Annotated in this window: 21 protein-coding genes and 2 tRNA genes; 18 read left to right on the top strand and 5 right to left on the bottom strand. The window is 72.1% G+C overall.

All coding sequences use genetic code 11. The annotated features are described in order from the left end of the window. Positions 1-11 precede the first annotated feature (11 nt). The gene (locus E3N83_RS01315) at positions 12-1,238 is read left to right on the top strand and encodes a polysaccharide deacetylase family protein (protein WP_151081628.1); all 1,227 of its coding nucleotides are present in this window, start codon (positions 12-14) and stop codon (positions 1,236-1,238) included. On the opposite strand, the gene yczR is transcribed toward E3N83_RS01315, so the two are convergent. Further along, positions 1,225-2,685 carry a MocR-like transcription factor YczR gene (gene yczR, locus E3N83_RS01320; protein WP_151081629.1) on the bottom strand — a complete coding sequence of 487 codons (1,461 nt, stop codon included), beginning with the start codon at positions 2,683-2,685 and terminating at the stop codon, positions 1,225-1,227. The genes E3N83_RS01315 and yczR overlap by 14 nt on opposite strands. Positions 2,686-2,746: 61 nt before the next feature. Between yczR and yczE the strand changes: the two genes are divergently transcribed. Together yczE and E3N83_RS01330 are read left to right on the top strand one after the other, a co-directional pair. After that, the gene (yczE, locus tag E3N83_RS01325; RefSeq protein ID WP_238343005.1) at positions 2,747-3,418 is read left to right on the top strand and encodes a membrane protein YczE; all 672 of its coding nucleotides are present in this window, start codon (positions 2,747-2,749) and stop codon (positions 3,416-3,418) included. A gap of 72 nt (positions 3,419-3,490) precedes the next feature. Continuing rightward, a complete protein-coding gene (locus E3N83_RS01330; protein WP_151081630.1) occupies positions 3,491-5,155 on the top strand; it encodes an APC family permease in 1,665 nt (554 codons plus the stop codon). A 30-nt stretch (positions 5,156-5,185) separates the two neighbouring features. On the opposite strand, the gene E3N83_RS01335 is transcribed toward E3N83_RS01330, so the two are convergent. Then, on the bottom strand, positions 5,186-5,755 hold the full coding sequence (locus tag E3N83_RS01335; protein ID WP_151081631.1) for an O-methyltransferase: 570 nt from the start codon (positions 5,753-5,755) through the stop codon (positions 5,186-5,188). A gap of 360 nt (positions 5,756-6,115) precedes the next feature. Here E3N83_RS01335 and E3N83_RS19385 point away from each other — a divergent pair, with 360 nt between their 5' ends. The 8 genes from E3N83_RS19385 (at position 6,116) to E3N83_RS19695 (ending at position 14,908) form a co-directional block, all read left to right on the top strand. Then, positions 6,116-6,274, top strand: coding sequence for a hypothetical protein (locus E3N83_RS19385; RefSeq protein ID WP_191907901.1), 159 nt, complete (start codon positions 6,116-6,118; stop codon positions 6,272-6,274). 10 nt (positions 6,275-6,284) lie between these two features. Further along, positions 6,285-7,379, top strand: a complete 1,095-nt coding sequence (locus tag E3N83_RS01340; protein ID WP_151081632.1) for a 3-isopropylmalate dehydrogenase — start codon at positions 6,285-6,287, stop codon at positions 7,377-7,379. A 150-nt stretch (positions 7,380-7,529) separates the two neighbouring features. Next, positions 7,530-8,609, top strand: coding sequence for a branched-chain amino acid aminotransferase (locus E3N83_RS01345; protein ID WP_151081633.1), 1,080 nt, complete (start codon positions 7,530-7,532; stop codon positions 8,607-8,609). A 53-nt stretch (positions 8,610-8,662) separates the two neighbouring features. Continuing rightward, positions 8,663-9,979 (top strand): metallophosphoesterase family protein, encoded by a 1,317-nt coding sequence (locus E3N83_RS01350; protein ID WP_151081634.1) that lies wholly within the window; start codon positions 8,663-8,665, stop codon positions 9,977-9,979. A gap of 100 nt (positions 9,980-10,079) precedes the next feature. Then, positions 10,080-11,708, top strand: a complete 1,629-nt coding sequence (locus tag E3N83_RS01355) for a serine/threonine-protein kinase (RefSeq protein WP_151081635.1) — start codon at positions 10,080-10,082, stop codon at positions 11,706-11,708. 197 nt (positions 11,709-11,905) lie between these two features. After that, positions 11,906-13,507 carry a citramalate synthase gene (gene cimA, locus E3N83_RS01360; RefSeq protein WP_151081636.1) on the top strand — a complete coding sequence of 534 codons (1,602 nt, stop codon included), beginning with the start codon at positions 11,906-11,908 and terminating at the stop codon, positions 13,505-13,507. Positions 13,508-13,517: 10 nt separating this feature from the next. After that, on the top strand, positions 13,518-14,504 hold the full coding sequence (locus tag E3N83_RS01365) for an amidase (RefSeq protein ID WP_202879293.1): 987 nt from the start codon (positions 13,518-13,520) through the stop codon (positions 14,502-14,504). A gap of 65 nt (positions 14,505-14,569) precedes the next feature. Further along, entirely contained in the window at positions 14,570-14,908 is a 339-nt protein-coding gene (locus tag E3N83_RS19695; protein ID WP_238343006.1) for an amidase family protein, read from the top strand. A 58-nt stretch (positions 14,909-14,966) separates the two neighbouring features. Here the strand turns inward: E3N83_RS19695 and E3N83_RS01370 are convergent, their stop codons facing one another. The 3 genes from E3N83_RS01370 to E3N83_RS01380 are packed head-to-tail and all read right to left on the bottom strand — an operon-like array spanning position 14,967 to position 16,707. Continuing rightward, a complete protein-coding gene (locus E3N83_RS01370; RefSeq protein ID WP_151081637.1) occupies positions 14,967-15,233 on the bottom strand; it encodes a DUF2087 domain-containing protein in 267 nt (88 codons plus the stop codon). Positions 15,234-15,242: 9 nt separating this feature from the next. Next, positions 15,243-16,088, bottom strand: a complete 846-nt coding sequence (locus tag E3N83_RS01375) for a 3-methyladenine DNA glycosylase (RefSeq protein ID WP_238343007.1) — start codon at positions 16,086-16,088, stop codon at positions 15,243-15,245. Between the two features lie 4 nt (positions 16,089-16,092). Beyond that, on the bottom strand, positions 16,093-16,707 hold the full coding sequence (locus E3N83_RS01380; RefSeq protein ID WP_238343008.1) for a pentapeptide repeat-containing protein: 615 nt from the start codon (positions 16,705-16,707) through the stop codon (positions 16,093-16,095). Between the two features lie 63 nt (positions 16,708-16,770). Between E3N83_RS01380 and E3N83_RS01385 the strand changes: the two genes are divergently transcribed. The 7 genes from E3N83_RS01385 (at position 16,771) to E3N83_RS01415 (ending at position 22,813) form a co-directional block, all read left to right on the top strand. Then, positions 16,771-17,580 carry a fumarylacetoacetate hydrolase family protein gene (locus E3N83_RS01385; RefSeq protein ID WP_151081638.1) on the top strand — a complete coding sequence of 270 codons (810 nt, stop codon included), beginning with the start codon at positions 16,771-16,773 and terminating at the stop codon, positions 17,578-17,580. Then, entirely contained in the window at positions 17,577-19,025 is a 1,449-nt protein-coding gene (gene gltX, locus E3N83_RS01390; protein WP_151081639.1) for a glutamate--tRNA ligase, read from the top strand. The genes E3N83_RS01385 and gltX overlap by 4 nt, the downstream gene beginning before the upstream one ends. Then, positions 19,022-20,023 (top strand): CPBP family intramembrane glutamic endopeptidase, encoded by a 1,002-nt coding sequence (locus tag E3N83_RS01395; RefSeq protein WP_238343009.1) that lies wholly within the window; start codon positions 19,022-19,024, stop codon positions 20,021-20,023. Before gltX ends, E3N83_RS01395 begins: the two co-directional genes overlap by 4 nt. Before the next feature lie 56 nt (positions 20,024-20,079). Then, positions 20,080-20,151 (top strand) — tRNA-Gln (locus E3N83_RS01400). A 124-nt stretch (positions 20,152-20,275) separates the two neighbouring features. Continuing rightward, positions 20,276-20,351 (top strand) — tRNA-Glu (locus E3N83_RS01405). Between the two features lie 305 nt (positions 20,352-20,656). Then, entirely contained in the window at positions 20,657-21,253 is a 597-nt protein-coding gene (locus tag E3N83_RS01410) for a biotin transporter BioY (protein ID WP_151081640.1), read from the top strand. Positions 21,254-21,325: 72 nt separating this feature from the next. After that, positions 21,326-22,813, top strand: coding sequence for a DNA-3-methyladenine glycosylase 2 family protein (locus E3N83_RS01415; RefSeq protein ID WP_272950278.1), 1,488 nt, complete (start codon positions 21,326-21,328; stop codon positions 22,811-22,813). Position 22,814 lies beyond the last annotated feature (1 nt).

Genomic DNA, 22,814 nt, shown 5'->3' on the forward strand with positions numbered 1-22,814 from the left:
AGGTGAGAGCCGTGCGCGCGCGCCTGACGGTGCTGGTGGCCGTCGTGCTGCTGGTCTCCGGTGTGGCGGTCGGCGTCCGGCTGCTGCACGGCTCGGCGGGTGCCAGGCCGTACGACGCTCTCCCGACCGTCGTCGGGGGGTCCTCCGGCAGCTCCTCACCGCCGTCGAGTCCCACGGTGACTCCGACCCCGTCCGCGTCACCGGCGCCGGTGACGTTGCCCGACGGCTTCGTTGCGCGGCCGCTCAGGCCCGGTCAGCGCCCGCCGCAGTTCGTCGTGGTCAGCTTCGACGGAGCGGCGTGGCACGAGATGTGGCAGCACTGGTTCGACGTCGCCGATCGGGTCCCCTTCCGCTTCACCGGATTCCTCTCCGGCGTCTACCTGCTCAGCTACGACACCCGCGACCACTACCACCCGCCGGGCTATCCGGCCGGCACCTCGGCGATCGGCTGGATGTCGCCGGCGGACGTGCCGATCGAGATCCGCGACCTCAACCGGGCCCTGGCGGAGGGCGACGAGATCGGCACCCACTTCAACGGGCACTTCTGCGTCGGAGCGGGCCTGCCCACCGGCGGCAGCACCTGGAACACGGCGGACTGGGACACCGAGCTCGACCAGTTCTTCTCGCTCGTGGCGAACGTGGACCGGAACAACGGCCTGACCGTGCCCCGCCTCCACCTGCCGGCCGCGGACGTCCACGGGGAGCGGACGCCGTGCCTCGAGGGCAGCCGGCGCGCGCTGTTCCCGAGCCTGCGCTCGCACGGCCTCGAGTACGACGCCTCGTTCAGCCGCAACGGTCTGGCCTGGCCGACTCGCCTCGGGGGCATCTGGCAGCTCGGGATGCCGGTCTTCCCCGTGCACGGGGCCCTGCCGGACGGACGCACCGGGATGCCGATCACGGCGATGGACTACAACTACTACTTCAGCCAGCGCGGAGCAACGAGTGCCGGCCTGACCCCGGCCCAGTCGGCCCGCGACGGACTCCAGGTGCTCGCGACGTACCGCGACATGTACCACGCGGCGTACACGGGCAACCGCGCACCGCTGATCCTGGGCAACCACTTCAACGACTGGAACCGCGGCACCTACGTCGACGCGCTGACCACGTTCGTCGAGCAGACGTGCGGGCGGCCGCACACCCAGTGCGTGCCCTTCAGCGACCTTGTCGCCTGGCTCGACGTGCAGCGGCCGTCGGTCCTGCGGCACCTGCAAGGGCTGCCGGCGGTCACGCGACCATGACGCGGGTACGGCGGGTCTCCGGCCGGGCCGCGGGCGGCGAGCCCTGCTCACGGACGACGGCCCAGGCCTCCGCGAGCCGGTCCACCGCCAGCCGGAGCTCGTCCGGCGGCCGGCTGTAGGGGACCCGGACGAACGAGTCCAGGCCGCCGTCCACGGCGAAGACCGGGCCCGGCGAGACGACCACGCCCCGGCCCTCACCCTCGGTGACCAGGTCGACGGCGCCGCCGCGACGCTCCCCGGCCGGGAGCTCGCACCAGATCGTGAGTCCGCCTCTCGGCAGCCGGAACCGCCACGCGGGAAGCTGCGTGCGCAGGGCGTCGGCCAGGGCGTCGCGCTGCTCGCGCAGCCCGGCGCGGCGGACGTCCCACAGCTCGTCACGTCGGTGGAGCAGGCGCGCAGCCACCAGCTGCTCGAGCACCGGGCTGCCCAGGTCCAGCGCGACCCGCGCCGCCATCAGTCGGTCCAGCACCCCGTCGGGGCAGCGCACCCAGCCCACCCGCAGTCCACCCCAGAAGCTCTTGCTCGTGCTGCCCAGCGTCACCGTGTCGGGCGCGAACGCGGCGAAGGGCCGCGGCATCGCCCGTCCGTCGAGGGCGAGGGCCTGGTGGGACTCGTCGACCACGGCGACCGTCCCGGTCCGCCGCAGGAGCGCCGCGAGCTCCTCGCGCCGCGCGTTCGGCATCAGGTTGGCGGTCGGGTTCTGGAAGTCGGGGATCAGGTAGGCCAGCGCGGGGCGGGTCGTGGTCAGCACCCGGCCGATCGTGTCGAGGTCCCAACCGTCGACGTCCATGGGTGCCGCGACCAGCCGGGCACCGGCGCGCCGCAGCGCCGCGAACGCATTGGGGTAGCCGGGAGACTCGACCAGCACCCGGTCGCGGGCTCCGACCAGGGCCTGGGCCACGATCGTGAGTGCCGACAGGGCGCCGGGGACCACCATGATCTGCGCCGGGTCGGTCGGCAGCCCCCGGGCGTCGTACGACGCGGCGACGGCCTCCTGGAGCGCCGGCACGCCGGTGGGGAAGTAGCCGTGGCCGCCCAGGTAGCGCGGCAGGTCCTGGAGCGCGTCGGCGTACACCGCTCCGACGCCGGGCAGCGCGGCGGGCGCAGCGGCGTTCAGGTCGATCACGTCGTCGTCGGTGCTCGACGGGGTGAGAGTGCGGTCGAGGCCACGCTGCCGTCCGCCGGGCAGCCGGGTGTAGGTGCCCGACCCTTGCCGGGCCCGGGCGAAGCCGCTCTCGGCGAGACCGGCGTAGGCGCGCGTCACCGTCGTCCGGGACAGGCCGAGGGCGACGCTGAGGTCGCGCTCGCTGGGCAGCCGCAGGTCGACGCCCAGCCGCCCGTCGCAGATCAGGCCCCGGAGCGCGTCGGTCAGGCCGGCGTACGCCGGTGCCCGGTCGAAGTCACCGAGCAGCGCAGCCAGACGGGTGGGGGCAATGGACCCTTGCATGCAGTCCACTGTTTCACGAATGGCTATTTGAGGGAAGGCCAATCGCAGCGAGCATGGAGCGGTGACCACTACCGCCGCGCCGATGCGGGCCCTGACCGACCTCGGGCCGATCGCGCAGCTGCGCGCCGGTCGGCTCGCCCGTCGGCTGGTCCAGCTGTACGCCGGGCTGTTGCTCTACGGCTTCTCGATCGCCCTGATGGTGCGTGCCCACCTCGGCCTGGCGCCCTGGGACGTGCTGCACTCGGGACTGACCCGTTGGTTCCCGATCGACATCGGGCAGGCCCTGGTCATCGTCAGCTTCGTGGTGATGCTGGGCTGGATCCCGTTGCGGGAGCTGCCGGGCCTCGGCACGATCTCCAACGCGATCGTGATCGGGGTGTCCACCGACGTGTTCCTCTCGGTCTTCCCGCACGTGTCGGCGGTCGCGCTGCGGCTGGTGCTGCTGCTGGCCGGCATCACCCTGCAGGCCCTGGCGACCGCCGCTTACATCGGCGCCCAGCTGGGCCGCGGCCCACGCGACGGCCTGATGACCGGGTTGGCACGCCGGACCGGGCGGTCGCTGCGCCTGGTCCGCACGGCGATGGAGCTGACCGTGGTGGCCCTGGGTCTGCTGCTCGGCGGGGTCGCTGGCCTCGGGACGATCGCCTACGCCCTGGCCATCGGTCCGTTGAGCCAGGCCCTGCTCCCGCCGCTGGTCGTGCGGTTCCCGGATCGTGGGGAATTGCCCGGCTGAGAGTGGGTACGTCGCCCCGCGAGGCGTTGGCGGATGCCGGCTCGGGAGGCCTCGTCGAGAAGGGTGCGCCCCATGTCCACGGACACTGCTCCGGCCCCTCAGGGCAAGAAACGCGATCACTCGCTCAAGCGCGAGATCGGCCTGATCGGCCTGACCTGGGCCTCGATGGGCTCGATCATCGGCTCCGGCTGGCTCTTCGCCCCGCAGACGGCGCTGCAGGTCGCCGGCCCGGCCGTCCTGATCTCCTGGGTGCTCGGCGGCGTCGCGATCATCATCCTCGCCCTGGTGCACGCCGAGCTGGGCGGGATGTACCCCGTCTCCGGCGGCACCGCGCGCTTCCCGCACTACGCGTTCGGTGGGGTGGCGGGGGCGTCGTTCGGCTGGTTCGCGTGGCTGAACGCCGCCACGGTGGCTCCGATCGAGGTCTCGGCCGTGCTCACCTACGCCGGCCACTACGGCTTCGCGAAGGGCTGGATCGACCCGCTGACCAACGTGCTCAGCACCACGGGCATCGTGATCGCGGTGATCCTGATGGCCCTGATGGTGGCCATCAACTTCTTCGGGGTCCGGATCCTGGCCGCGACCAACAGCGCGATGACGTGGTGGAAGATCGCGATCCCGCTGCTGACGATCCTGGTCCTGTCGATCAACAACTTCGACACCAGCAACCTGCACATGGCCAACGGCTTCAACCCCGACGGCCTCAAGGGGATCTTCACCGCGATCGCGACCGGCGGCATCATCTTCAGCTACCTGGGCTTCGAGCAGGCCGACCAGCTCGCCGGTGAGTCGGCCAACCCGAAGCGGGACGTCCCTCGGGCGGTGATCGGCTCGGTCGTGCTGGGCACGATCATCTACGTCCTGCTCCAGGTCGTGTTCCTCTTCGCCCTCCCGCACTCGGCGATCGGCGCCCAGTGGGACTCGCAGGGCAAGGGCCTCTACACCGCCTTCAGCGGTCCCTTCGCCGAGATCGCGACCCTGCTGAGCATCGGCTGGCTGGCCACGGTCATCTACATCGACGCGTTCGTCAGCCCGGCCGGCACCGGGCTGATCTACACCACCGGCAGCTCGCGCCTGGCCTACGGGCTCTCCCGCAACGGCTACGTCCCGTCCGTGTTCGAGTGGACCAACGCCCGGGGAGTGCCGTGGGTCGGCCTGCTCGCGGCGTTCGTCACCGGGTGCATCTGCTTCCTGCCGTTCCCGAGCTGGCAGTCGCTGGTGGAGCTGATCACCAGCGCGTCCGTGCTGATGTACGGCGGCGCGCCGCTGTCCCTGGGCGCGTTCCGGCGCAGGCTGCCGGACGCCGACCGGCCCTACCGGCTGCCGGCCGCGGGGTTCCTGTCGCCGCTGGCGTTCATCATCGCCAACCTGATCATCCTGTTCACCGGGTGGGAGACGGTCTGGAAGCTGGGCGTCTCGATCCTGATCGGCTACACGATCCTGGTGGCGAACCGGCTCTTCCACCTCAACGAGCACAAGCCGACCCTGGAGTGGCGCGCCGCCTCGTGGCTGCTTCCCTACCTGGCCGGGATGGGTGTCATCGTCTACGTCAGCTCGTTCGGCCACGCCCCGACGGACCCGGTGCTGGCGTTCGGCTGGGACATCCTCGTCGTCGCGGTCTGGAGCCTGGTCATCTACTACTGGGCGATGCAGGTGGCGTTGTCCACGCAGATGATCGAGGAGATGATCGGCGAGGTCGAGCTGCCCGAGGAGGAGATGCAGGCCCCCGCGCACTGAGCGCGCTGAAGGGCCCGACGGGCGGGTCCGTCAGCGTCGCGTGGCGATCAGGGCGGACGCGTCCGGAGCGACCAGGACCTCGGCGGCGGTGAAGCGGCCGTCGCTGAGCCACTCCTCGCGCAACGTGTCGACCCGGCCGTCGAAGATCGGAGGCCAGGACTGGCAGGGTGTGAAGTCGTCCAGCACCACGATGCCGCCGGTCTCCATCAGCTCGACCACCTTGTCGGGGTGGGAGGCCGACGGCTTCCCGGAGTCCAGGAACAGCAGGGAGAAGGGGCCGCGGTCCAGCATGGTCGACCAGTCGGCGGCCAGCACCTCGACCTGGTCGTCGTCGGAGAAGATCTCGGCGGCGGCCTCGGCCAGCCGGGGGTCGAGCTCGGCGGTGAGGATCCGGGTGCCGTCGTCGCGCATCCCCGACCGCAGCCACGCCGTACCGACGCCGCAGCCGGTGCCGAACTCCGCCATCGTCCCCCCGCGGGTCGCGGCCAGGGTGGCCAGCAGGCGGCCCGTCTCGTTGCGGCAGAACGAGACGTAACCGGCACGGCGGGAGACGTCGAACGCGCGGGTGACGACGTCGGGGAGCTCCGGGGGTGCGCTCATGGCGGGCAGTCTGCCATTGCTGGACAGCCGTCTCGCATGCTGAGCCGCTGGTGGAATCCGGATGCGCCGCCCGGCCGCACGCCGTACCGTGGTCACATCATGCGGAGCGTGTTCGTACTCATCGTTCGCCGCGGCGGGGCCTGACGAAGGCCACCTCGTCGCGGAGTTCGGCGTTTCCGGCCTTCGTCCCCGACGAGCCGCTCCGTGGCGGATCCGCTCCAGATCTCCTCTCGCAGCGTGATCCGCTCCCCGGTCCTCTGGACTCCTGCGCCGTGTGATCCACGGCGGGGTACGCCGGCTCCGCCTCGTGGCGGCTCGTCGCCACCGTCCTCGCAGCGATCGATCTTCAGGAGCACCACGATGTACGACATGTATCCCGACTGGGGTCCGGCCAAGCACCGCGCGCCGTCCGACGCGCCGTACCCGTCCGAGAGCCCGCGGAGTCTCGGGTCGACGGAGGCCCTCCAGGCCTCGCTCGACCTGCGGGACAACGGCGGCCAGCGTCCCGACGACAACTAGCCTGCCGTTCATGACCGACGACTCCCCGGCCGACTCCACCGCCAGCCGCACGGTCGACCCTGCCGCGCCGGTGCGGTTGGCCGTGATCGGTGGCGACGGCATCGGGCCCGAGGTGACCGCCGAGGCCGTCAAGGTGCTCGAGGCGGCCTCGCCGGTCAAGATCGAGCAGACCCGCTACGACCTGGGCGCCGAGCGTTACCTCGCCACCGGCGAGGTGCTGCCCGACTCCGTGCTCGACGAGATCCGCGGACACGACGCGATCCTGCTGGGTGCGGTGGGCGGCAAGCCGGGCGATCCCCGCCTCCCCGCGGGCATCCTCGAACGCGGGCTGCTGCTGCGACTGCGCTTCGAGCTCGACCACTACGTCAACCTCCGCCCGTCGCGCACCTATCCCGGCGTCCCGACCCCGCTCGCCGATCCCGGCGACGTGGACTTCGTCGTGGTCCGCGAGGGCACCGAAGGTCCCTACACCGGCAACGGCGGACGGCTTCGCGGGGGTACGCCGGCCGAGGTCGCGACCGAGGTCAGCGTCAACACGGCGTACGGCGTGGAGCGGGTGGTGCGCGACGCGTTCGTCCGCGCCGCGGGCCGGCCGCGGCGCCACCTGACCTGGGTGCACAAGACCAACGTGCTGGTGCACGCCGGCGGCCTGTGGTCGCGGGTGGTCGACGAGGTCGCGCGCGAGTTCCCCGAGGTCAGCGTGGACTACCTCCATGTGGACGCCGCCACGATCTTCCTGACCACCGACCCGGCCCGCTTCGACGTGATCGTCACCGACAACCTGTTCGGTGACATCCTCACCGACCTGGCCGGCGCCGTGACCGGTGGGATCGGCCTCGCCGCCTCGGCGAACATCAACCCCGGGCGCACCGCGCCGTCGATGTTCGAGCCGGTGCACGGCTCGGCGCCCGACATCGCCGGGCAGGGCGTCGCCGACCCGACCGCCGCGATCCTGTCCGCGGCCCTCCTGCTCGACCACCTCGGTCACCACGACGCCGCCCGCGCGGTCGACGAGGCCGTCCTCGCCGACCTCTCCGCACGAGTACCCGGCGCCACCCGGCGTACCTCCGAGGTCGGCGACGCCGTCTCCGCCCGGCTGCCCTGACCGGCGGTGGGGCGCGAGGTTTCACCGGTTCACCGGTGAAACAGTCGCTTCTCAGCCGAAATTTCGGCCGAGAAGCAGCGCCTTCACCGGTGAACCGGTGAAAGCCGCCGACCCCTCAGCACTTTCGAAAGGTGGACTAACGTGCCTCCCATGGAGATCAGCACGACCCTCGCGACCCAGCACGTCTCCGACCCCCGGCTGGCGGAGATCCTCGACGACCCGGGGTTCGGGGTGCACTTCACCGACCACATGTTCACCGTCGAGTGGACCCCCGAGGATGGCTGGCACGCGGCCCGGATCACGCCGTACGGCCCGCTGACGCTGGACCCCGCGACGGCCGTCCTGCACTACGCGCAGGAGATCTTCGAGGGCATGAAGGCCTACCGCCACGACGACGGCTCGATCTGGGCGTTCCGGCCGGAGGCCAACGCCGAGCGGATGGTGCACTCCAGCCGGCGGCTCGCGCTGCCCGTGCTCGAGCCGGCGGACTTCATCGCGGCCGTCGAGGCCCTGGTCACCGTCGACCAGCGCTGGGTGCCCGAGGAGGGTGCCGCCGAGAAGAGCCTCTACGTGCGCCCGTTCATGATCGCCACCGACAAGTTCCTCGGCGTGCGGCCGGCCAAGCACGTGACCTTCATGGTGATCGCCAGCCCGGCCGGCCCCTACTTCAGCAAGGGTCCGCTCCCGATCACCCTCTGGCTGACCACCGAGTACACCCGCGCCGGCCGCGGCGGCATGGGCGCCGCCAAGACCGGCGGCAACTACGCGTCGTCGCTGGTCGCCCAGCAGGAGGCGATCGAGCAGGGCTGCGACCAGGTGGTCTTCCTCGACGGCCAGGAGCTGCGGTACGTCGAGGAGCTCGGCGGCATGAACATGTACTTCGTGTACGCCGACGGGCGCATCGTCACCCCCCAGCTCGGCACCATCCTCGAGGGCATCACCCGCTCCAGCATCATCGAGATCGCGGGCAAGATGGGGCACCAGGTCGAGGAGCGCAGGATCTCCGTCGACGAGTGGCGCGACGGTGTCACCAGCGGCGAGATCTCCGAGGTGTTCGCGTGCGGCACCGCGGCGGTGGTGACACCGGTCGGCTCGCTGCGCTGGGCCGGTGGCCGGACGCCCGAGGTCGCCGAGGCAGGCAAGGTGACCCTGGCCATCCGTCAGGCGCTGGTCGACATCCAGTACGGCCGGGCCGACGACACCTTCGGCTGGATGCGGCGCATCGTCTGAGATACTGCGGCGGGCCGGCCGGCGCCGTCGGCCACCATCACGGGGAGTGGCACATGGTCTCGCGTCGGCGGGTTCTGCAGGGCATCGGGGCCGCGGGAGTCGCGGTCGCCACCGAGGCGGTGCCGCGCGCGGCCGTCGCGGTCGGTGGCAGCACCGGCGAGCCGCTGTTCACGTTCGCCTCGCTGCCCGACTTCTTCAACGGCGACGTCGCCGACCTCTCGAAGCTGCCCACCTGGGACGGCGGGATGAACTCCGTCAACGAATCCTGGCGCAGTGCCATCGACCAGTGCCTGGGTGCCGTCGCCGCCCATCAGCCCCAGGCGGTCTTCGTGGCCGGGGACGTGGTCGAGGGCCACTGGAACATCGACTCCGACGACCGGGAGCTCTTCGGGCCGGTCAGCCAGGGCACCGACCCCGAGAGCCTGGCGCAGTGCCGCGCCGCGGTGCAGACGGCCGGCAACGTGCACTACTCCTACTACCAGGACCTGTTCTCGTCACGCGGCCTGCGCATGCTGCCCACCGTGGGAGACCACGAGCTCCTCGACGACCGCCCCGGCCCCCTCAACGAGCGCTGGTCACCCACCGGCTACAACCACAACGGCACCCCGGACAACCGCTACCACCTGGTCGGGCAGTGCAAGGAGGTCTGGGCCGAGCACTTCACCCGACCCGGGGGCGTCACCAGGTTCGCGCGCCGGCCCGTCGGCACCCCGGCCGAGTGGACGGCGTACTCCACGTCCTTCGCCGGGGCCGTCACCCTGATCACCGTCGACATGTTCCACCTCCAGCCGGACGGTGTGCGGCTCGGTGTCTTCGGCGGCCAGCTGGCCTGGCTGAGGGACGAGATCCGGCTTGCCAAGCGCCGCGGTCACGTCGTCATCGTGCAGGGACACATCCCGACGATGGTGCCCACCCGCTTCCTCCACTCCGGGCGCCTCCAGGTGCCCGAGCAGCGGTCCTCGTCGTTCTACCGGACCCTCGACCGCGAGGGCGTCGACCTCTACCTCTGCGGGGAGGTCCACGACGTCACGGTGCTCCAGCACGGCGCCGGGTCGCCGGTGCAGATCAGCCACGGCTGCATCTTCCGCTACGGGTTCAACTACCTGGTGGGTCGTGTCTACCCGGGCGGTCGAGTGGTGGTCGACCTCTACGAGATCCCGCTGCTGCGGGCCAGTCTGGCCACCGGGATCTGGAGCTGCGACGCCACCCGCAGGCAGCGCACCTACCTGGAGTACGGCGAGCCGGCGCACCACGGCCGGCTGGTCCAGCGCAACCGGGTGGTGTCGAAGCGGACCCAGAAGCTCGGCGTCTACGACCCGGCGAACGACCCCTGGTCCCTGGCCGGGCACCCGCAGACCGTGCTCTTCTGAGGCGCGCCTCCTGAGCCGGACCCGACCACGTCCTCGGGTACGCGCTGGTCGACGGCGTCGCCTGAGCCTCGCCGGCCGGTCGCCCCGGTACCGTGGGCGCGTGTCCGTCCAGCCGTCCCGCGCCCGCACGGTGGGCGACTACGAGCTGCTCTCGCTGCTCGGTGAGGGCGGCATGGGCGTGGTGCACCTGGCGCGCCGACCGGGTGGGCCTCGGGTCGCCCTCAAGATCCTGCGCCCGCACATCGTCGGCGACCACGAGGCCCGGGCCCGGCTGGCGCGTGAGGTCGGCTCCCTGGAGCGGATCCGGAGCCGGTGGATCGCCGAGATCGTCGACGCCGACCCGTGGGCCCCAACGCCCTACGTCGCCACCCGCTACGTCCCCGGGCTCAGCCTGCACGACCACGTACCGGAGGAGGGGCCGATCCGGGGCGACGACCTGCGCTGGTTCGCCCGCTGCCTGGCCGAGGGGGTCGCGAGCGTCCACGCCGCCGGCGTGCTGCACCGCGACGTCAAGCCCAGCAACGTGCTGATGGAGGGGCGCACCCCGATCCTGATCGACTTCGGCCTGGCCCGGGTCGCGGACGACCCGAAGCTCACCCACACCGGCTGGCTGCTCGGCACACCGGGCTACCTCGCCCCCGAGATCCTGTACGGCGACGACGCCACCACCGCGTCCGACGTCCACTCGTGGGCCGCCACCGTCGCGTTCGCCGGCACCGGCCACCCGCCGTTCGGGCGCGGTCCCGCGATGGCGATCATGGACCGCGTACGACGCGGCCAGCACGACCTGGCCGGCCTCCCCGACGACGTACGGTCCCTCGTGGCTGCCGCCCTCGACCCCGATCCCGCGCGCCGGCCGACCCTCGACGACCTACGCGCCCGGCTGGCCGCGCCGGCCCCGACGCACGGCGGCGGCGACCCGACCACGCCGATCCCGGTCTCCGCACCGGTGGCGGAGGACCCCTTCACCCTCCCGCTCGCGATCGCCGCCCACGACCGCGCCGACGCGCCGACCTGGCACTCGGGAGCGCCGTCGGCACCGGCGGCACCCCAGCCCTTCGCCACCCCGACCCGGCACCTCACCGTGCCCGGCTTCCCGGTGTCGCCGGGGCTCGAGGACCCCGACGACCTGCCGCTCGACCTGGCCAGTGCGCCCGTCCGCGAGAGCCCGCTGCTGCTGCTGCGTCGCGGGGTCCTCCTCGTCGTGTCCGCGCTGGGTGCGGCCGCCGCGGTGGCGGCGTGGCCCTACCTCGCGACGGCCGTGCTGCTGCTGATGGCCTGGCTGCTGCGCACCTGCACGATGGTCGTCACTGCCGCGGGCGACCGGCGACGTCTTCGCGGCGCCCGTTGGTACGACGTGCTGCTCGGGCCGCTCTCCGCGCCCTGGTACCTCGTGCTCGCCGTCCCCGGTGCCACGCTCCTGGCCCTGTGGGCCGTCGGGATCAGCGTCGCCGGTGTCCTGGTCTGCTACGCCGTCGGTGTCGACGTCACCACCACCCTGGCCGTGGCCGGGCTGTGCCTGGCGCTCAGCCTCTGGGTCGGGCCCGGCTCGGCGCACCTGCGGTGGCCGGTGCGCGTCGTCGCCCAGTCGGCGAGCCGTCGTACCCTCCGCTGGGCGGTCACCACGGTGCTGCTGCTGGGCCTGGCCGGGATGGTCGGGCACCAGGCGGGGGTCCACGTCGGCTGGTCACCGTTCGGCCCGCCCCCCGGCGTCAAGGCCGGATCCTGAGATCCAGCGCCCCGTCCCGCGCGGGCCGTGGCACCATGGACGTCGTGAGCACCAGCATCATCACCTAGCGCGTCGGGCACTCCCCGGCGCGCAGACCTCTCGTCCCCACGGGAGGTCTTTTTGTTTCCTCGGCGGCTCACGGCCACTCCACGGCAAGCAACGGCAGGCACGAGCAAGCACGACCAGGACGGATCACGATGGACCTGCAGGGCGCGTTCCACGTCTACGACACCACCCTGCGCGACGGTGCGCAGCAGGAGGGACTCAACCTCTCGGTCGCCGACAAGCTGACCATCGCCCGTCAGCTCGACGAGCTGGGGGTCGGCTTCATCGAGGGCGGCTGGCCGGGCGCCAACCCCAAGGACACCGAGTTCTTCGCCCGCGCCCGCGACGAGCTCGACCTGCGTCACGCGCGGCTCACCGCGTTCGGCGCGACCCGGCGGGCCGGCCTCCGCGCGGCCGACGACCCGCTGATCGCCGCGCTGCGTGACAGCGGAGCCGCCGTGGTCACCCTGGTCGCCAAGTCGCATCCCCGCCACGTCGAGCTCGCCCTGCGCACGACCCTGGCGGAGAACCTCGAGATGGTCCGCGACACGGTCAGCCACCTGCGCGCCGAGGGTCAGCAGGTCTTCCTGGACGCCGAGCACTTCTTCGACGGCTACCGCGCCGACCGCGACTACGCCCTCGAGGTGCTGCGGACGGCGTACGACGCGGGCGCCGACGTCGTGGCGCTGTGCGACACCAACGGCGGGATGCTGCCGTCGTGGATCGCGGAGGTGGTGCACGACGTCGTCTCGACGACCGAGGGTCGGGTCGGCATCCACTGCCACAACGACACCGGCTGCGCGGTCGCGAACACGCTGGCCGCCGTCGACGCAGGCGCGACCCATGTCCAGGGCACCATCAACGGGTACGGCGAGCGCACCGGCAACGCGGACCTGGTCGCCGTGGTCGCCAACCTCGAGCTCAAGCTGGACCGCCGGGTGCTCCCGGCCGGCCTCCTGGCCGACGCGACCCGGATCGCGCACGCGGTGGCCGAGGTGACCAACGTGCCGCCCGCGTCGCGTCAGCCCTATGTCGGTGCCTCGGCGTTCGCGCACAAGGCGGGCCTGCACGCCAGCGCGATCAAGGTCGACCCCGATCTCTACCAGCACATGGACCCGGTCGGCGTCGGCAACGACATGCGGCTGCTGGTCAGCGACATGGCCGGCCGCGCCTCGATCGAGCTGAAGGGTCGCGAGCTCGGCTACGACCTGTCCGGCGACCGGGCCCTGGTCGACCGGGTCACCGCCCGGGTCAAGGAGATGGAGTCGCGGGGCTACACCTTCGAGGCGGCCGACGCGTCCTTCGAGCTCCTGCTGGCCGAGGAGGTCGACGGCGCCCGGCCGTCGTACCTCACCGTGGAGTCGTGGCGGGTGATCACCGAGACCCTGACCCATGCGACGCCGGGAGAGGAGGCGGTCTCCGAGGCGACGGTCAAGCTGGTGGCCTCCGGGGTCCGCTACGTCGAGACCGGCGAGGGCAACGGGCCGGTGAACGCGCTGGACCAGGCGCTGCGCCAGGCGCTGGTCCGCGCCTACCCGTCGGTCGCGAAGTTCGAGCTGATCGACTACAAGGTGAGGATCCTCGACCAGGGACACGGCACCGACGCGATCACCCGCGTCCTGATCGAGACCTCCGACGGCGAGTCCTCCTGGGTCACCGTCGGGGTCGGCCACAACGTGATCGAGGCGTCGTGGGAGGCGCTGCTCGACGGGATCTCGTTCGGGCTCCGACGTCAGGAGCGGGCTGCCCGGTAGCGTCGCCCCGGTGAGCGAGCTGCACGACCTGACCGCTGTCGAGCAGGGCGCCGCCGTACGACGTGGGGAGGTGTCGCCTCGCGAGCTCGCTGCCCACCACCTGGCCCGGTCCGACGACGTCGGCGCGTTCGTGACCCGGACTCCCGAGCTCGCCCTGGCCCGGGCCGAGGCCCTGCTGCCGCTGCCCGACGGGTCCGGCCCGTTGTACGGCGTACCCACCGCGATCAAGGACCTCAACCTGACCGCCGGCGTCCGCACGACCTTCGGCTCTGCGGCCTTCGCCGACTACGTGCCCGAGGTCTCGGACGCCGTGACGCTGGCGATCGAGGCGGCCGGGATGGTGAGCCTCGGCAAGACCAACACCCCGGAGTTCGGCTCGCCCTGCTACACCGAGCCCGACGTCGCGCCGCCGGCGGTGACGCCGTGGGACCGCCACCGGATGGCCGGCGGCTCGTCGGGCGGCGCGGCCGCCGCGGTCGCGGCCGGGCTGGTGCCGGTGGCGCAGGGCTCGGACGGCGGCGGCTCGATCCGGATCCCCGCCTCGTGCTGCGGGCTGGTCGGCCTCAAGCCGACGCGTGGGCGGGTCAGCGGCTTCCCGATGTACGGCGAGGTGACCGGGCTGGCGACCGCCGGCACGTTGGCCCGGACGGTGCGCGACGCGGCCGCGATGCTCGGCGTGCTGGCCGGGCGGGGGGTCGGCGACCCGGCCTGGGCACCGCCGCCGGCCGAGCCGTTCCTGGCCTCCTGCGAGCGCCCGCCCGAGCGGCTCCGGATCGCGCGCTTCCTCGAGCCGGTGATCGCCGATGTCGAGGTGGACCCCGAGTGCGTCGCGGCCTACGAGGCCGCGTCCTCACTGCTGGTCGCGCTCGGCCACGACGTGGAGGACATCGCGGTGCCGATGCCGCGCGAGGCGGTACCGACCTTCGAGACCTGCTGGGCGGTGCTGACCGCCCTGTCGGTGGTGCCCCCGAGCAGGAGCCGCTGCTGCGTCCGCTGACCCGGTGGCTGGCGGCCCGGGGACGCGAGATCAGCGGCCCGGAGTTCGGGCTGGCGCTGGGCGCGATGCGACGCTTCGCGGCCGGCTGCCTGGCCACCCTCGCGCCGTACGACGCCGTGCTGACGCCGACCCTCGCCGTTCCCCCGCTGCACGTGGGTGCGCTCCGCGACGACGACGACCCGGCCGCGGACTTCGAGGCCCAGAAGGCCTTCACGCCCTGGACGTCGGCGTGGAACGTGACCGGCATGCCCGCCGTCTCGTTGCCGCTGCACTGGACTGCGGACGGTCTCCCGGTCGGGGTGATGCTGGCCGCCCGTCCCGCCGAGGAGGGGCTGCTGCTCGCCCTCGCGGCCCAGGTCGAGGCGGCCTCACCCTGGGCCGACCGCACGCCGCCCGGCTGGTGATCCCGACGTCGTCCGGTCTGGCTGCCCCGACGACGCGTTCGTATGACGTCCCGCGAGGTCAGAGGTCGACGGTCCCGCCGGAGCGCCAGTAGACGTTGTGCTCGCGGGTCATGAAGTCGTTCTCCACCAGGTAGCGCCGCAGCGCAGCGTAGTCGGGGTGGAACCGGGCCAGCACCTCGTTGACCTCGGCCTCCGGATAGGTCCGGCCCGGCTCGAACTCCTGCGCCAGGTGGTCGAGGACGACCAGGAGCTTGGCGTGCTTGGCCGGGATCGTCGTGAGCCGTCCGTCCTCGCCGAGGAAGTTCCGGAGCACTCCCTCGTCCATGGTTCAAGCCTAGGACGGGCCCTCCGCGCGTTGGCCGGACGTTCCTCCAACCGCACCCATGGCCGAACGTTCGACCCACTGGGGCGCAGCTCCCGGTCGGAGGGCTGCGACCAGCTGCTCGCAGGCCGCGATCAGCTGATCGCGCAAGGGCGCGGACCGCTCGGCGAACCCGCGCTGCGCCGCGGCGTACTCCTGCTTGCCCTCGGGCGTCTCGATCCGGATCGGTTCCAGGCCCCAGGCGGTGAGGTCGTACGGCGCGGCGCGCATGTCGACCGTGCGGACGTCCCAGGCGAGCAGGAAGCAGTCGGCGACGAGGTCGGAGCCGACCAGCGGCCACAGCCGGAACGCGTGCCGGTAGAGGTCCATGGTGGCGTGCAGGCAGCCCGGCTGCTCGTGGGCCGCCCGGTCGTCGGGGCCGGGCTGGAGCCGGTTGAGGGGGCGCGCGGACGGGGTGAAGAAGCGGAACGCGTCGAAGTGCGAGCAGGCGATCCGGTGGGACTCGACGACGGCGTCGGTGCCGTCGGCCCCGAGCCGAAGCGGCACCGGGTGTCGCGTTCGGTCGACGCGGTGCACCATCGCCCACTCGTGCAGGCCGAAGCAGCCGAACGTCGCCGGCCGGGACGCGGTGGCCCGCAGCAGGTCGAGGGTCGAGGTGACCAGGTCGCGCCGCCGCTCGAGGAGCTCGGGCGTCCCCGAGTCCGGCCAGCCGGGCTGCCAGTCGAGCAGCCGGGTCGGCGGGAAGCGGTAGTAGGTGAAGAGGAAGTCGTGCACGGGATGCTCGACGCCCGCGCTGCGCCGGGCCAGGTGCGGCTCGACGTACGGCGCCAGCCGGGCGCGGTGGGCGGTCGCGCTCACGTGCTCAGTCCGCGAGGTCGACCACGGCTCCCGCGAGCTCGGCGAGCAGCACGGCGGTCTCCAGGTCGATCCGGGTGTTCTTCAACGTGGCCGTCGAGAGGTCGACACCGCTGAGCTTGGCCCGGCGCAGGTCGGCGTCGGTGAAGTCGGTCTCCCGCACGATCGCGCCCTCGAGCCGGGCCCCGGCCAGCACCGTCTCGGTCAGGTCGCTCATCGACAGGTCGGCGTCGCGCAGGTCGACCCCGGTCAGGTCAAGGCCGCCGAGGTGGTGGCGGCGCAGGCTGACCGCCTGCCACGCACCGCCGATCACGGTCAGCGGCCGCATCGTGCACTCGGCGAAGCCGGAGCCTGTCAGCTTGCAGCCGTCCAGCGTCGCGGTGAAGAAGTTCGCGCGGCGGAACTCGCAGCCCACGAAGGCCGTCGTCCGGTGCGTGGAGCCGTTGAACCGCGTGCCGTGGAAGGTGCAGCCCTCGAACGTCGTCCCGACGGTCATCGACTCGCTGAGATCCACGTCGATGAACACGCAGTCGACGAACCGCACGGCCCCGAGGACCTGGCCGTACCAGTCGTCGTTGCGGAACGTCGTACCCTCGGCCCCGGTCTCCAGCACGCTGCTCACCCGCCCCAGCCTAGAGCGGCGGGAATGCGGAGGGGGCTCGGACGGCTCGGTAGGCTCCGATCCGTGCGTATCGCGAGGTTCACCACCGGTGAGGACCCCCTGTTCGGCGTCGTGTCCGGAGAGCTGGACGAGTTCGGCCAGCCCGCTGACGACGCGGTCCTGGTCGAGCTGAGCGGCGACCCGCTGTACGTCGGCATCAAGCCGACCCAGACCGAGCACCGCTTGGCCGACGTCCGCCTGCTGGCGCCGGTGATCCCTCGCAGCAAGATCGTCGCGATCGGCAAGAACTACGCCGGTCATGCGGCCGAGATGGGCGGCGAGGCACCGTCGGAGCCGTTGATGTTCCTCGAGCCCAACACGGCGGTCGTGGGTCCGGGGGACCCGATCTACTACCCGACGCAGTCGGAGTTCGTCAGCTACGAAGGTGAGCTCGCGGTGGTCATCGGCCGGATCTGCCGCGACGTCCCGCCCGAGCAGGCCACGGACGTGATCTGGGGCTACACGATCGCCAACGACGTGACCGCACGTGACCTGCAGAAGAAGGACGGGCAGTGGTCCCGGGCCAAGGGCTTCGACTCCTTCTGCCCGCTGGGACCCTGGATCGAGACCGACCTCGACCCGCAGCACTTCGCCGACGGGGTCGCCATCCAGACCCATCTGAACGGCGACCTGGTGCAGGACGGCTCGACGAAGGACCTGATCTTCGACATCCCGACCCTGATCGCCCACATCACCGCCGCGATGACGCTGCTGCCGGGCGACGTGATCCTGACCGGGACCCCCGAAGGCGTCGGACCGATGCAGGTCGGCGACGAGGTCGAGGTCTCGATCGCGGGCCTCGGCTCGCTGACCAACCCGGTGGCCGCGCGATGAGCGACGTGCGCGTGCGGTTCTGCCCGTCCCCGACCGGCTCGCCCCACGTGGGCCTGGTCCGCACCGCCCTGTTCAACTGGGCGTTCGCCCGCCATCACGGCGGCACGATCGTGTTCCGGATGGAGGACACCGACCGCGAGCGCAGCACCCAGGAGTCCTACGACGCGATCCTCGACCTGTGGCGCTGGCTCGGCCTCGACTGGGACGAGGGGATCGAGGTCGGAGGCCCCGACGGGCCCTACCGGCAGAGCGAGCGCGGAGACATCTACCGTGACGTCCTCTCCCGGCTCCACGACTCGAAGTACACCTACGACTGCTTCTGCACGACCGAGGAGGTCGACGCTCGGCGCAAGGCGTCCGGCTCCAAGCTCCAGGGGTACGACGGGTTCTGCCGCGACCTCACGGCCGACCAGCGGGCGGCGTTCGAGGCCCAGGGTCGCTCGCCGGTGGTGCGGTTCCGGATGCCCGACGGGTCGCTCACGTGGGACGACGCGGTGCGCGGCGAGATCACCTTCGAGACCACCCACGTGCCCGACTACGCCTTGTCCCGAGCCAACGGCGACCCGCTCTACACGCTGGTCAACCCGGTCGACGACGCGATGATGGGCATCACCCACGTCCTGCGCGGCGAGGACCTGCTCTCCAGCACGCCGCGTCAGCTGGCCCTCTTCGATGCCCTGGTCGAGCTGGGCGTCGCGACCGCGGTCCCGGCGTACGGCCACCTTCCCTACGTGATGGGGCAGGGCAACAAGAAGCTCTCCAAGCGTGACCCCGAGGCGCACGCGCTGGCCTACCGCGACCAGGGCTTCCTGCCCGAGGGGCTGCTGAACTACCTCGCCCTGCTCGGCTGGGCGATCTCCGGCGACCGCGACATCTTCTCGATGGAGGAGATGGTGGCCGCCTTCGACATCGGCGACGTCAACCCCAACCCGGCCCGCTTCGACCTGAAGAAGGCCGAGGCGATCAACGGCGCGCACATGCGCCTGCTCTCGACGGCGGAGATCACCGGGCGGGTGGTGCCCTACCTGGCCGACGCGGGCCTGGTCTCCGACCCGATGACCGACGACCAGCGCGCCCTGCTCGACGCCGCGATGCCGCTCGTCGCGGAGCGGATCAACAAGCTCACCGAGGCCGTCGACATGCTCGGCTTCCTCTTCGTCGACGAGGCCGACTTCGAGCGCACCGACGTGATCGACGAGCCCGGCCAGGACGTCGTGCTCGCGTCGTACGACGCCCTGTCGGCGCTGCCGGACTGGACCACCGCGGCGATCGAGGAGGCCCTCCGGGCCGCCCTGGTCGAAGGGCTGGGCCTCAAGCCCCGGCTGGCGTTCGGACCGGTGCGGGTCGCGGTGACCGGGAGCCGGGTCAGCCCGCCGCTCTTCGAGTCGCTCGAGCTGCTCGGCCGCGAGCGCTCGCTGGCGCGGCTCCGGGCGGCGCAGGCGTGAGCCGCCCGGCGGCCTCGCGCGGTCCGGCCGACACGGTGCCGGAGGGGCTGCCCTACAACCGGATCCACGAGGCCGGGCTGCCCGGTGAGTGGCGTCCGCTGGTCGGTGTCGTGATGGCGGCGCTCGGGCTGCTCGTGGTCGGTGCGCTGGTCGCGCTGGTCCCGTTCCTGGTCTGGTACGCCGCCACCGGCGCCCAGGTGCACGACTCGATCACCCGACTGGTCGACGTCAAGCACCCCACACCAGCCGGCCTGGCCTACATCAACCTGACGCTGTCGACGATGATCCCGATCTCCTGGCTGCTCAACCGCAGCCTGCACGGTCTGCTGCCCCGCTGGCTGGCCTCGGTCGGTCCGCGGATCCGCTGGCGTTTCCTGCTCGCCTGCCTGGGTGCGGCGGTGATCGCGCTGGTCGCGACCGTCGTGGTCAGCTCCCTCCTGCCGGGCCAGTCCGACGACGTGGGTGGCCACGCCAACGCCTTCACGAGCACCACCCGTGACTACCTGCTGGTCGTCCTGTTCCTCACGCCGTTCCAGGCCGCTGGGGAGGAGTACCTCTTCCGCGGCTACCTGACCCAGGCCTTCGGGGGGATCACCGGTTTCCTCAACCGCCCGTCCCGCCGGGTCTCGGCGCTCTTCGCGATCGTGCCGCCGGCGCTGCTGTTCGGTCTGGCACACGGTCTCGGCCAGAGCCCGCCGGTCTTCTTCGACCGCTTCGCCTTCGGGCTGGTCGCCGGCACGCTGGTCGTGCTGACCGGGGGCCTCGAGGCCGGCATCGCGATGCACGTGCTCAACAACTGGCTGGCGTTCGGCCTGGCCCTGGCGTACGGCGACATGGCCAGCACCCTCAACCCCACCGGGGGCAGCTGGTGGAGCATCCCGGTGACCCTGACCCAGTCCCTGGTCTACCTCGGCCTGGCCGTGCTGGTGGCCCGCCGCATGGGGGTCGCGACCGTGACCACGCGGCCGATTTTGGAGCCCTCGGCGGCCCGCGTGTAAGGTTTCCCGTCGGCCCTCGCCGGATGCCCGCAAGGGTCCGAAAGGCCGTCAACCATTGGGATATGGTGTAATTGGCAGCACGACTGGTTCTGGTCCAGTTAGTCTAGGTTCGAGTCCTAGTATCCCAGCGAATGTCACAGCCGACATCGGTGGTCGAGCGGAGTCGAGACCACCTGATCCCGGTCCTCAGGACCGGGATTTTGTGCATCCCGAGCACTTCGCTACAGTCTCTTCTCGCGTGTTCACGTGCTTGCCCCCGTTGTGTAGCGGCCTAGCACGCCGCCCTCTCACGGCGGTAGCGCCGGTTCGAATCCGGTCGGGGGTACCACTGGGCGGCGTGCCGACGAGCACGCCGCCCTCTGTCATGTCGGGCACGGCGGTGGCGCCGGTTCGAATCCGGTCGGGGGTACCACTGGGCGGCGTGCCGACGAGCACGCCGCCCTCTGTCATGTCGGGCACGGCGGTAGTGCCGGTTCGAATCCGTGGGCACCGAAGACGTCGGCCCGGTCGTGGGACCGGGCCGCTCTCGTCCGGGTCGAACGTCCCGACCTGTCCGGCGTTCGGCCCCCGGGCTACCTCGGCCGGTGCCGGTGTCCCTAGGATCGGGGCGTCGTCCACCCGGAAAGGTGCACCGTGTCCTCCACCGCGCTCGTCCCGTCCCTCGTCCGACCGAACAGCCGCGCCGTCGCCCTCGTGGCCGACGCCGTCCTCGTGGCCGTCGGGGTGACGCTGATCGCGTTGTCCGCGCAGGTCTCGATCCCGCTCCCGAACACCCCGGTGCCGGTGACCGGCCAGACCTTCGGGGTGCTGCTCGTGGGTGCGTCGTACGGCGCGATCCGGGCCTTCGCCACGATGACGGCCTACCTCGTGGTCGGTGGCCTCGGTTACGGCGTCTTCGCCGCGCACGCGTCCGGCTGGGACGTGCTGAGGTTCAGCTCGGCCACCGGTGGCTACCTCGTCGGCATGCTCGTGGCCGCGGCCCTGGTGGGTGCCCTGGCCGATCGCGGTCTGAGCCGCAGGGTCCCGTGGGTGCTGGTGACCATGGTGCTCGGCAACGTCGTGATCTACGCCTTCGGCTTCTTCTGGCTCCAGCACGCGCTCGGCCTCACCGCCTCGCAGACCTGGCACGCCGGTGTTCGGCCGTTCCTCCCCGGTGACGCGATCAAGATCGCCCTGGCCGCCGGTCTGCTGCCCGCCGCGTGGAAGCTGGTCGGTCTCGTTCGTCGTTGACACCGGCCGGCACCCGGCCGCGGTGTCCGATTCCCGCGAGTAACTGTCGGCGGGACCGGCCATGATGGACCCATGGTCACGCCGATGCATCTGGACCCCGAGTCCTGCTACCGGGCGGTGAAGAGCCGTGACCGGCGCTTCGACGGGGTCTTCTACACCGCGGTGCGCACCACCGGCATCTACTGCCGGCCGAGCTGCCCGGCCCGCACCCCGTCGTTCTCCAACGTCACGTTCCACCCGACCGCGGCGGCCGCCCAGGCGGCCGGGTACCGCGCCTGCAAGCGCTGTCTGCCCGACGCGACACCGGGCAGCCCGGACTGGGACGTCGCCGCCGACGCCGCCGGCCGGGCGATGCGGCTGATCGGTGACGGGGTCGTCGACCGTGACGGCGTCGAGGGGCTGGCGGCGCGGATCGGCTACACCTCGCGCCACCTGACCAGGATCCTCACCCAAGAGCTCGGTGCCGGTCCGCTCGCCCTGGCCCGGGCCAAGCGGGCCCAGACCGCGCGGGTGCTGCTGGAGACCACCGAGCTCGGCGTGGCCGACGTCGCCTTCGCGGCCGGCTTCAGCAGCGTGCGTCAGTTCAACGAGACGATCCGCGAGGTCTACGCGTCGACCCCGACCCAGCTGCGTGGACGCCGCGGTCGTGGCTCGACCGGAGGCACGCTCCAGCTCCGCCTGGCCGTGCGTACGCCGTTCGCCGGGCGGGCCCTGCTCGTCTTCCTCGCCTCGCACGGCGTGCCGGGAGTCGAGTCGGCCGACGCGACCAGCTACACCCGGTCACTGCTGCTGCCGCACGGGCCAGCGCTGGTCACGCTGGAGCTGGCCGACGAGCCCGAGGCCGGGGTGACCGCGTTCGTCCCGGCCACCTTCCGGCTCAGCGACGTGCGTGACCTGGCCGCGGCCGTGGAGCGGGTACGCCGGCTCCTGGACGCCGACTGCGACCCGGTCGCGGTGGCGCAGGCCTTCACCGGAGACCCGCTGCTCGGCCCGCTGGTCACCGCACTCCCGGGTCTGCGGGTGCCGGGCGCCGTCGACGGCGACGAGCTCGCGGTGCGGGCCGTGCTCGGGCAGCAGGTCAGTCTCGCGGCCGGACGCACGGCGGCCGCGAAGCTCGTCCGCGCTCACGGTGACCCGCTTCCGGCTCTGCTCGGCGCCGGCGACGACGGGCCGACCCACACCTTCCCGACAGCGGGGGTGCTGGCCGGCCTGGATCCTGAGACGCTGCCGATGCCGCGGTCCCGGGGGCGGGCCCTGGTGGCCCTGTGCCGGGCCCTGGCGGACGGTGAGATCCGGCTCGACCGTGGTGCCGACCGCGACGTCGTCCGTGAGGCGCTGCTGGCGATCCACGGCATCGGCCCCTGGACCGCCGACTACATCGCCCTGCGTGCCCTCGGGCACCCCGACGTCTTCCTGCCCACCGACATCGGCGTCCGCGACGCCCTGCGCGGCCTCGGCCGCGACCCGGCCGAGGCGACCCGCCTCGCGGCCGGCTGGAGCCCCTGGCGCTCCTACGCCCAGCTGCACCTGTGGCACACACTCGCCCTGGAGGAGTACTGAC

Origin of the sequence: Nocardioides cynanchi (assembly GCF_008761635.1) — a bacterium.
Lineage (GTDB): Bacteria > Actinomycetota > Actinomycetes > Propionibacteriales > Nocardioidaceae > Nocardioides > Nocardioides cynanchi.

What these genes read in the sequence shown, in the direction of transcription:
- E3N83_RS01350 (WP_151081634.1), top strand. Translation starts at nt 8,663, where the DNA reads ATGGTCTCGCGTCGGCGGGTTCTGCAGGGCATCGGGGCCGCGGGAGTC.
- E3N83_RS01370 (WP_151081637.1), bottom strand. Translation starts at nt 15,233, where the DNA reads ATGGACGAGGGAGTGCTCCGGAACTTCCTCGGCGAGGACGGACGGCTC.
- E3N83_RS01345 (WP_151081633.1), top strand. Translation starts at nt 7,530, where the DNA reads ATGGAGATCAGCACGACCCTCGCGACCCAGCACGTCTCCGACCCCCGG.
- E3N83_RS19695 (WP_238343006.1), top strand. Translation starts at nt 14,570, where the DNA reads ATGCGACGCTTCGCGGCCGGCTGCCTGGCCACCCTCGCGCCGTACGAC.
- cimA (WP_151081636.1), top strand. Translation starts at nt 11,906, where the DNA reads ATGGACCTGCAGGGCGCGTTCCACGTCTACGACACCACCCTGCGCGAC.
- E3N83_RS01340 (WP_151081632.1), top strand. Translation starts at nt 6,285, where the DNA reads ATGACCGACGACTCCCCGGCCGACTCCACCGCCAGCCGCACGGTCGAC.
- yczR (WP_151081629.1), bottom strand. Translation starts at nt 2,685, where the DNA reads ATGCAAGGGTCCATTGCCCCCACCCGTCTGGCTGCGCTGCTCGGTGAC.
- E3N83_RS01330 (WP_151081630.1), top strand. Translation starts at nt 3,491, where the DNA reads ATGTCCACGGACACTGCTCCGGCCCCTCAGGGCAAGAAACGCGATCAC.
- gltX (WP_151081639.1), top strand. Translation starts at nt 17,577, where the DNA reads ATGAGCGACGTGCGCGTGCGGTTCTGCCCGTCCCCGACCGGCTCGCCC.
- E3N83_RS01335 (WP_151081631.1), bottom strand. Translation starts at nt 5,755, where the DNA reads ATGAGCGCACCCCCGGAGCTCCCCGACGTCGTCACCCGCGCGTTCGAC.
- E3N83_RS19385 (WP_191907901.1), top strand. Translation starts at nt 6,116, where the DNA reads ATGTACGACATGTATCCCGACTGGGGTCCGGCCAAGCACCGCGCGCCG.
- E3N83_RS01415 (WP_272950278.1), top strand. Translation starts at nt 21,326, where the DNA reads ATGGTCACGCCGATGCATCTGGACCCCGAGTCCTGCTACCGGGCGGTG.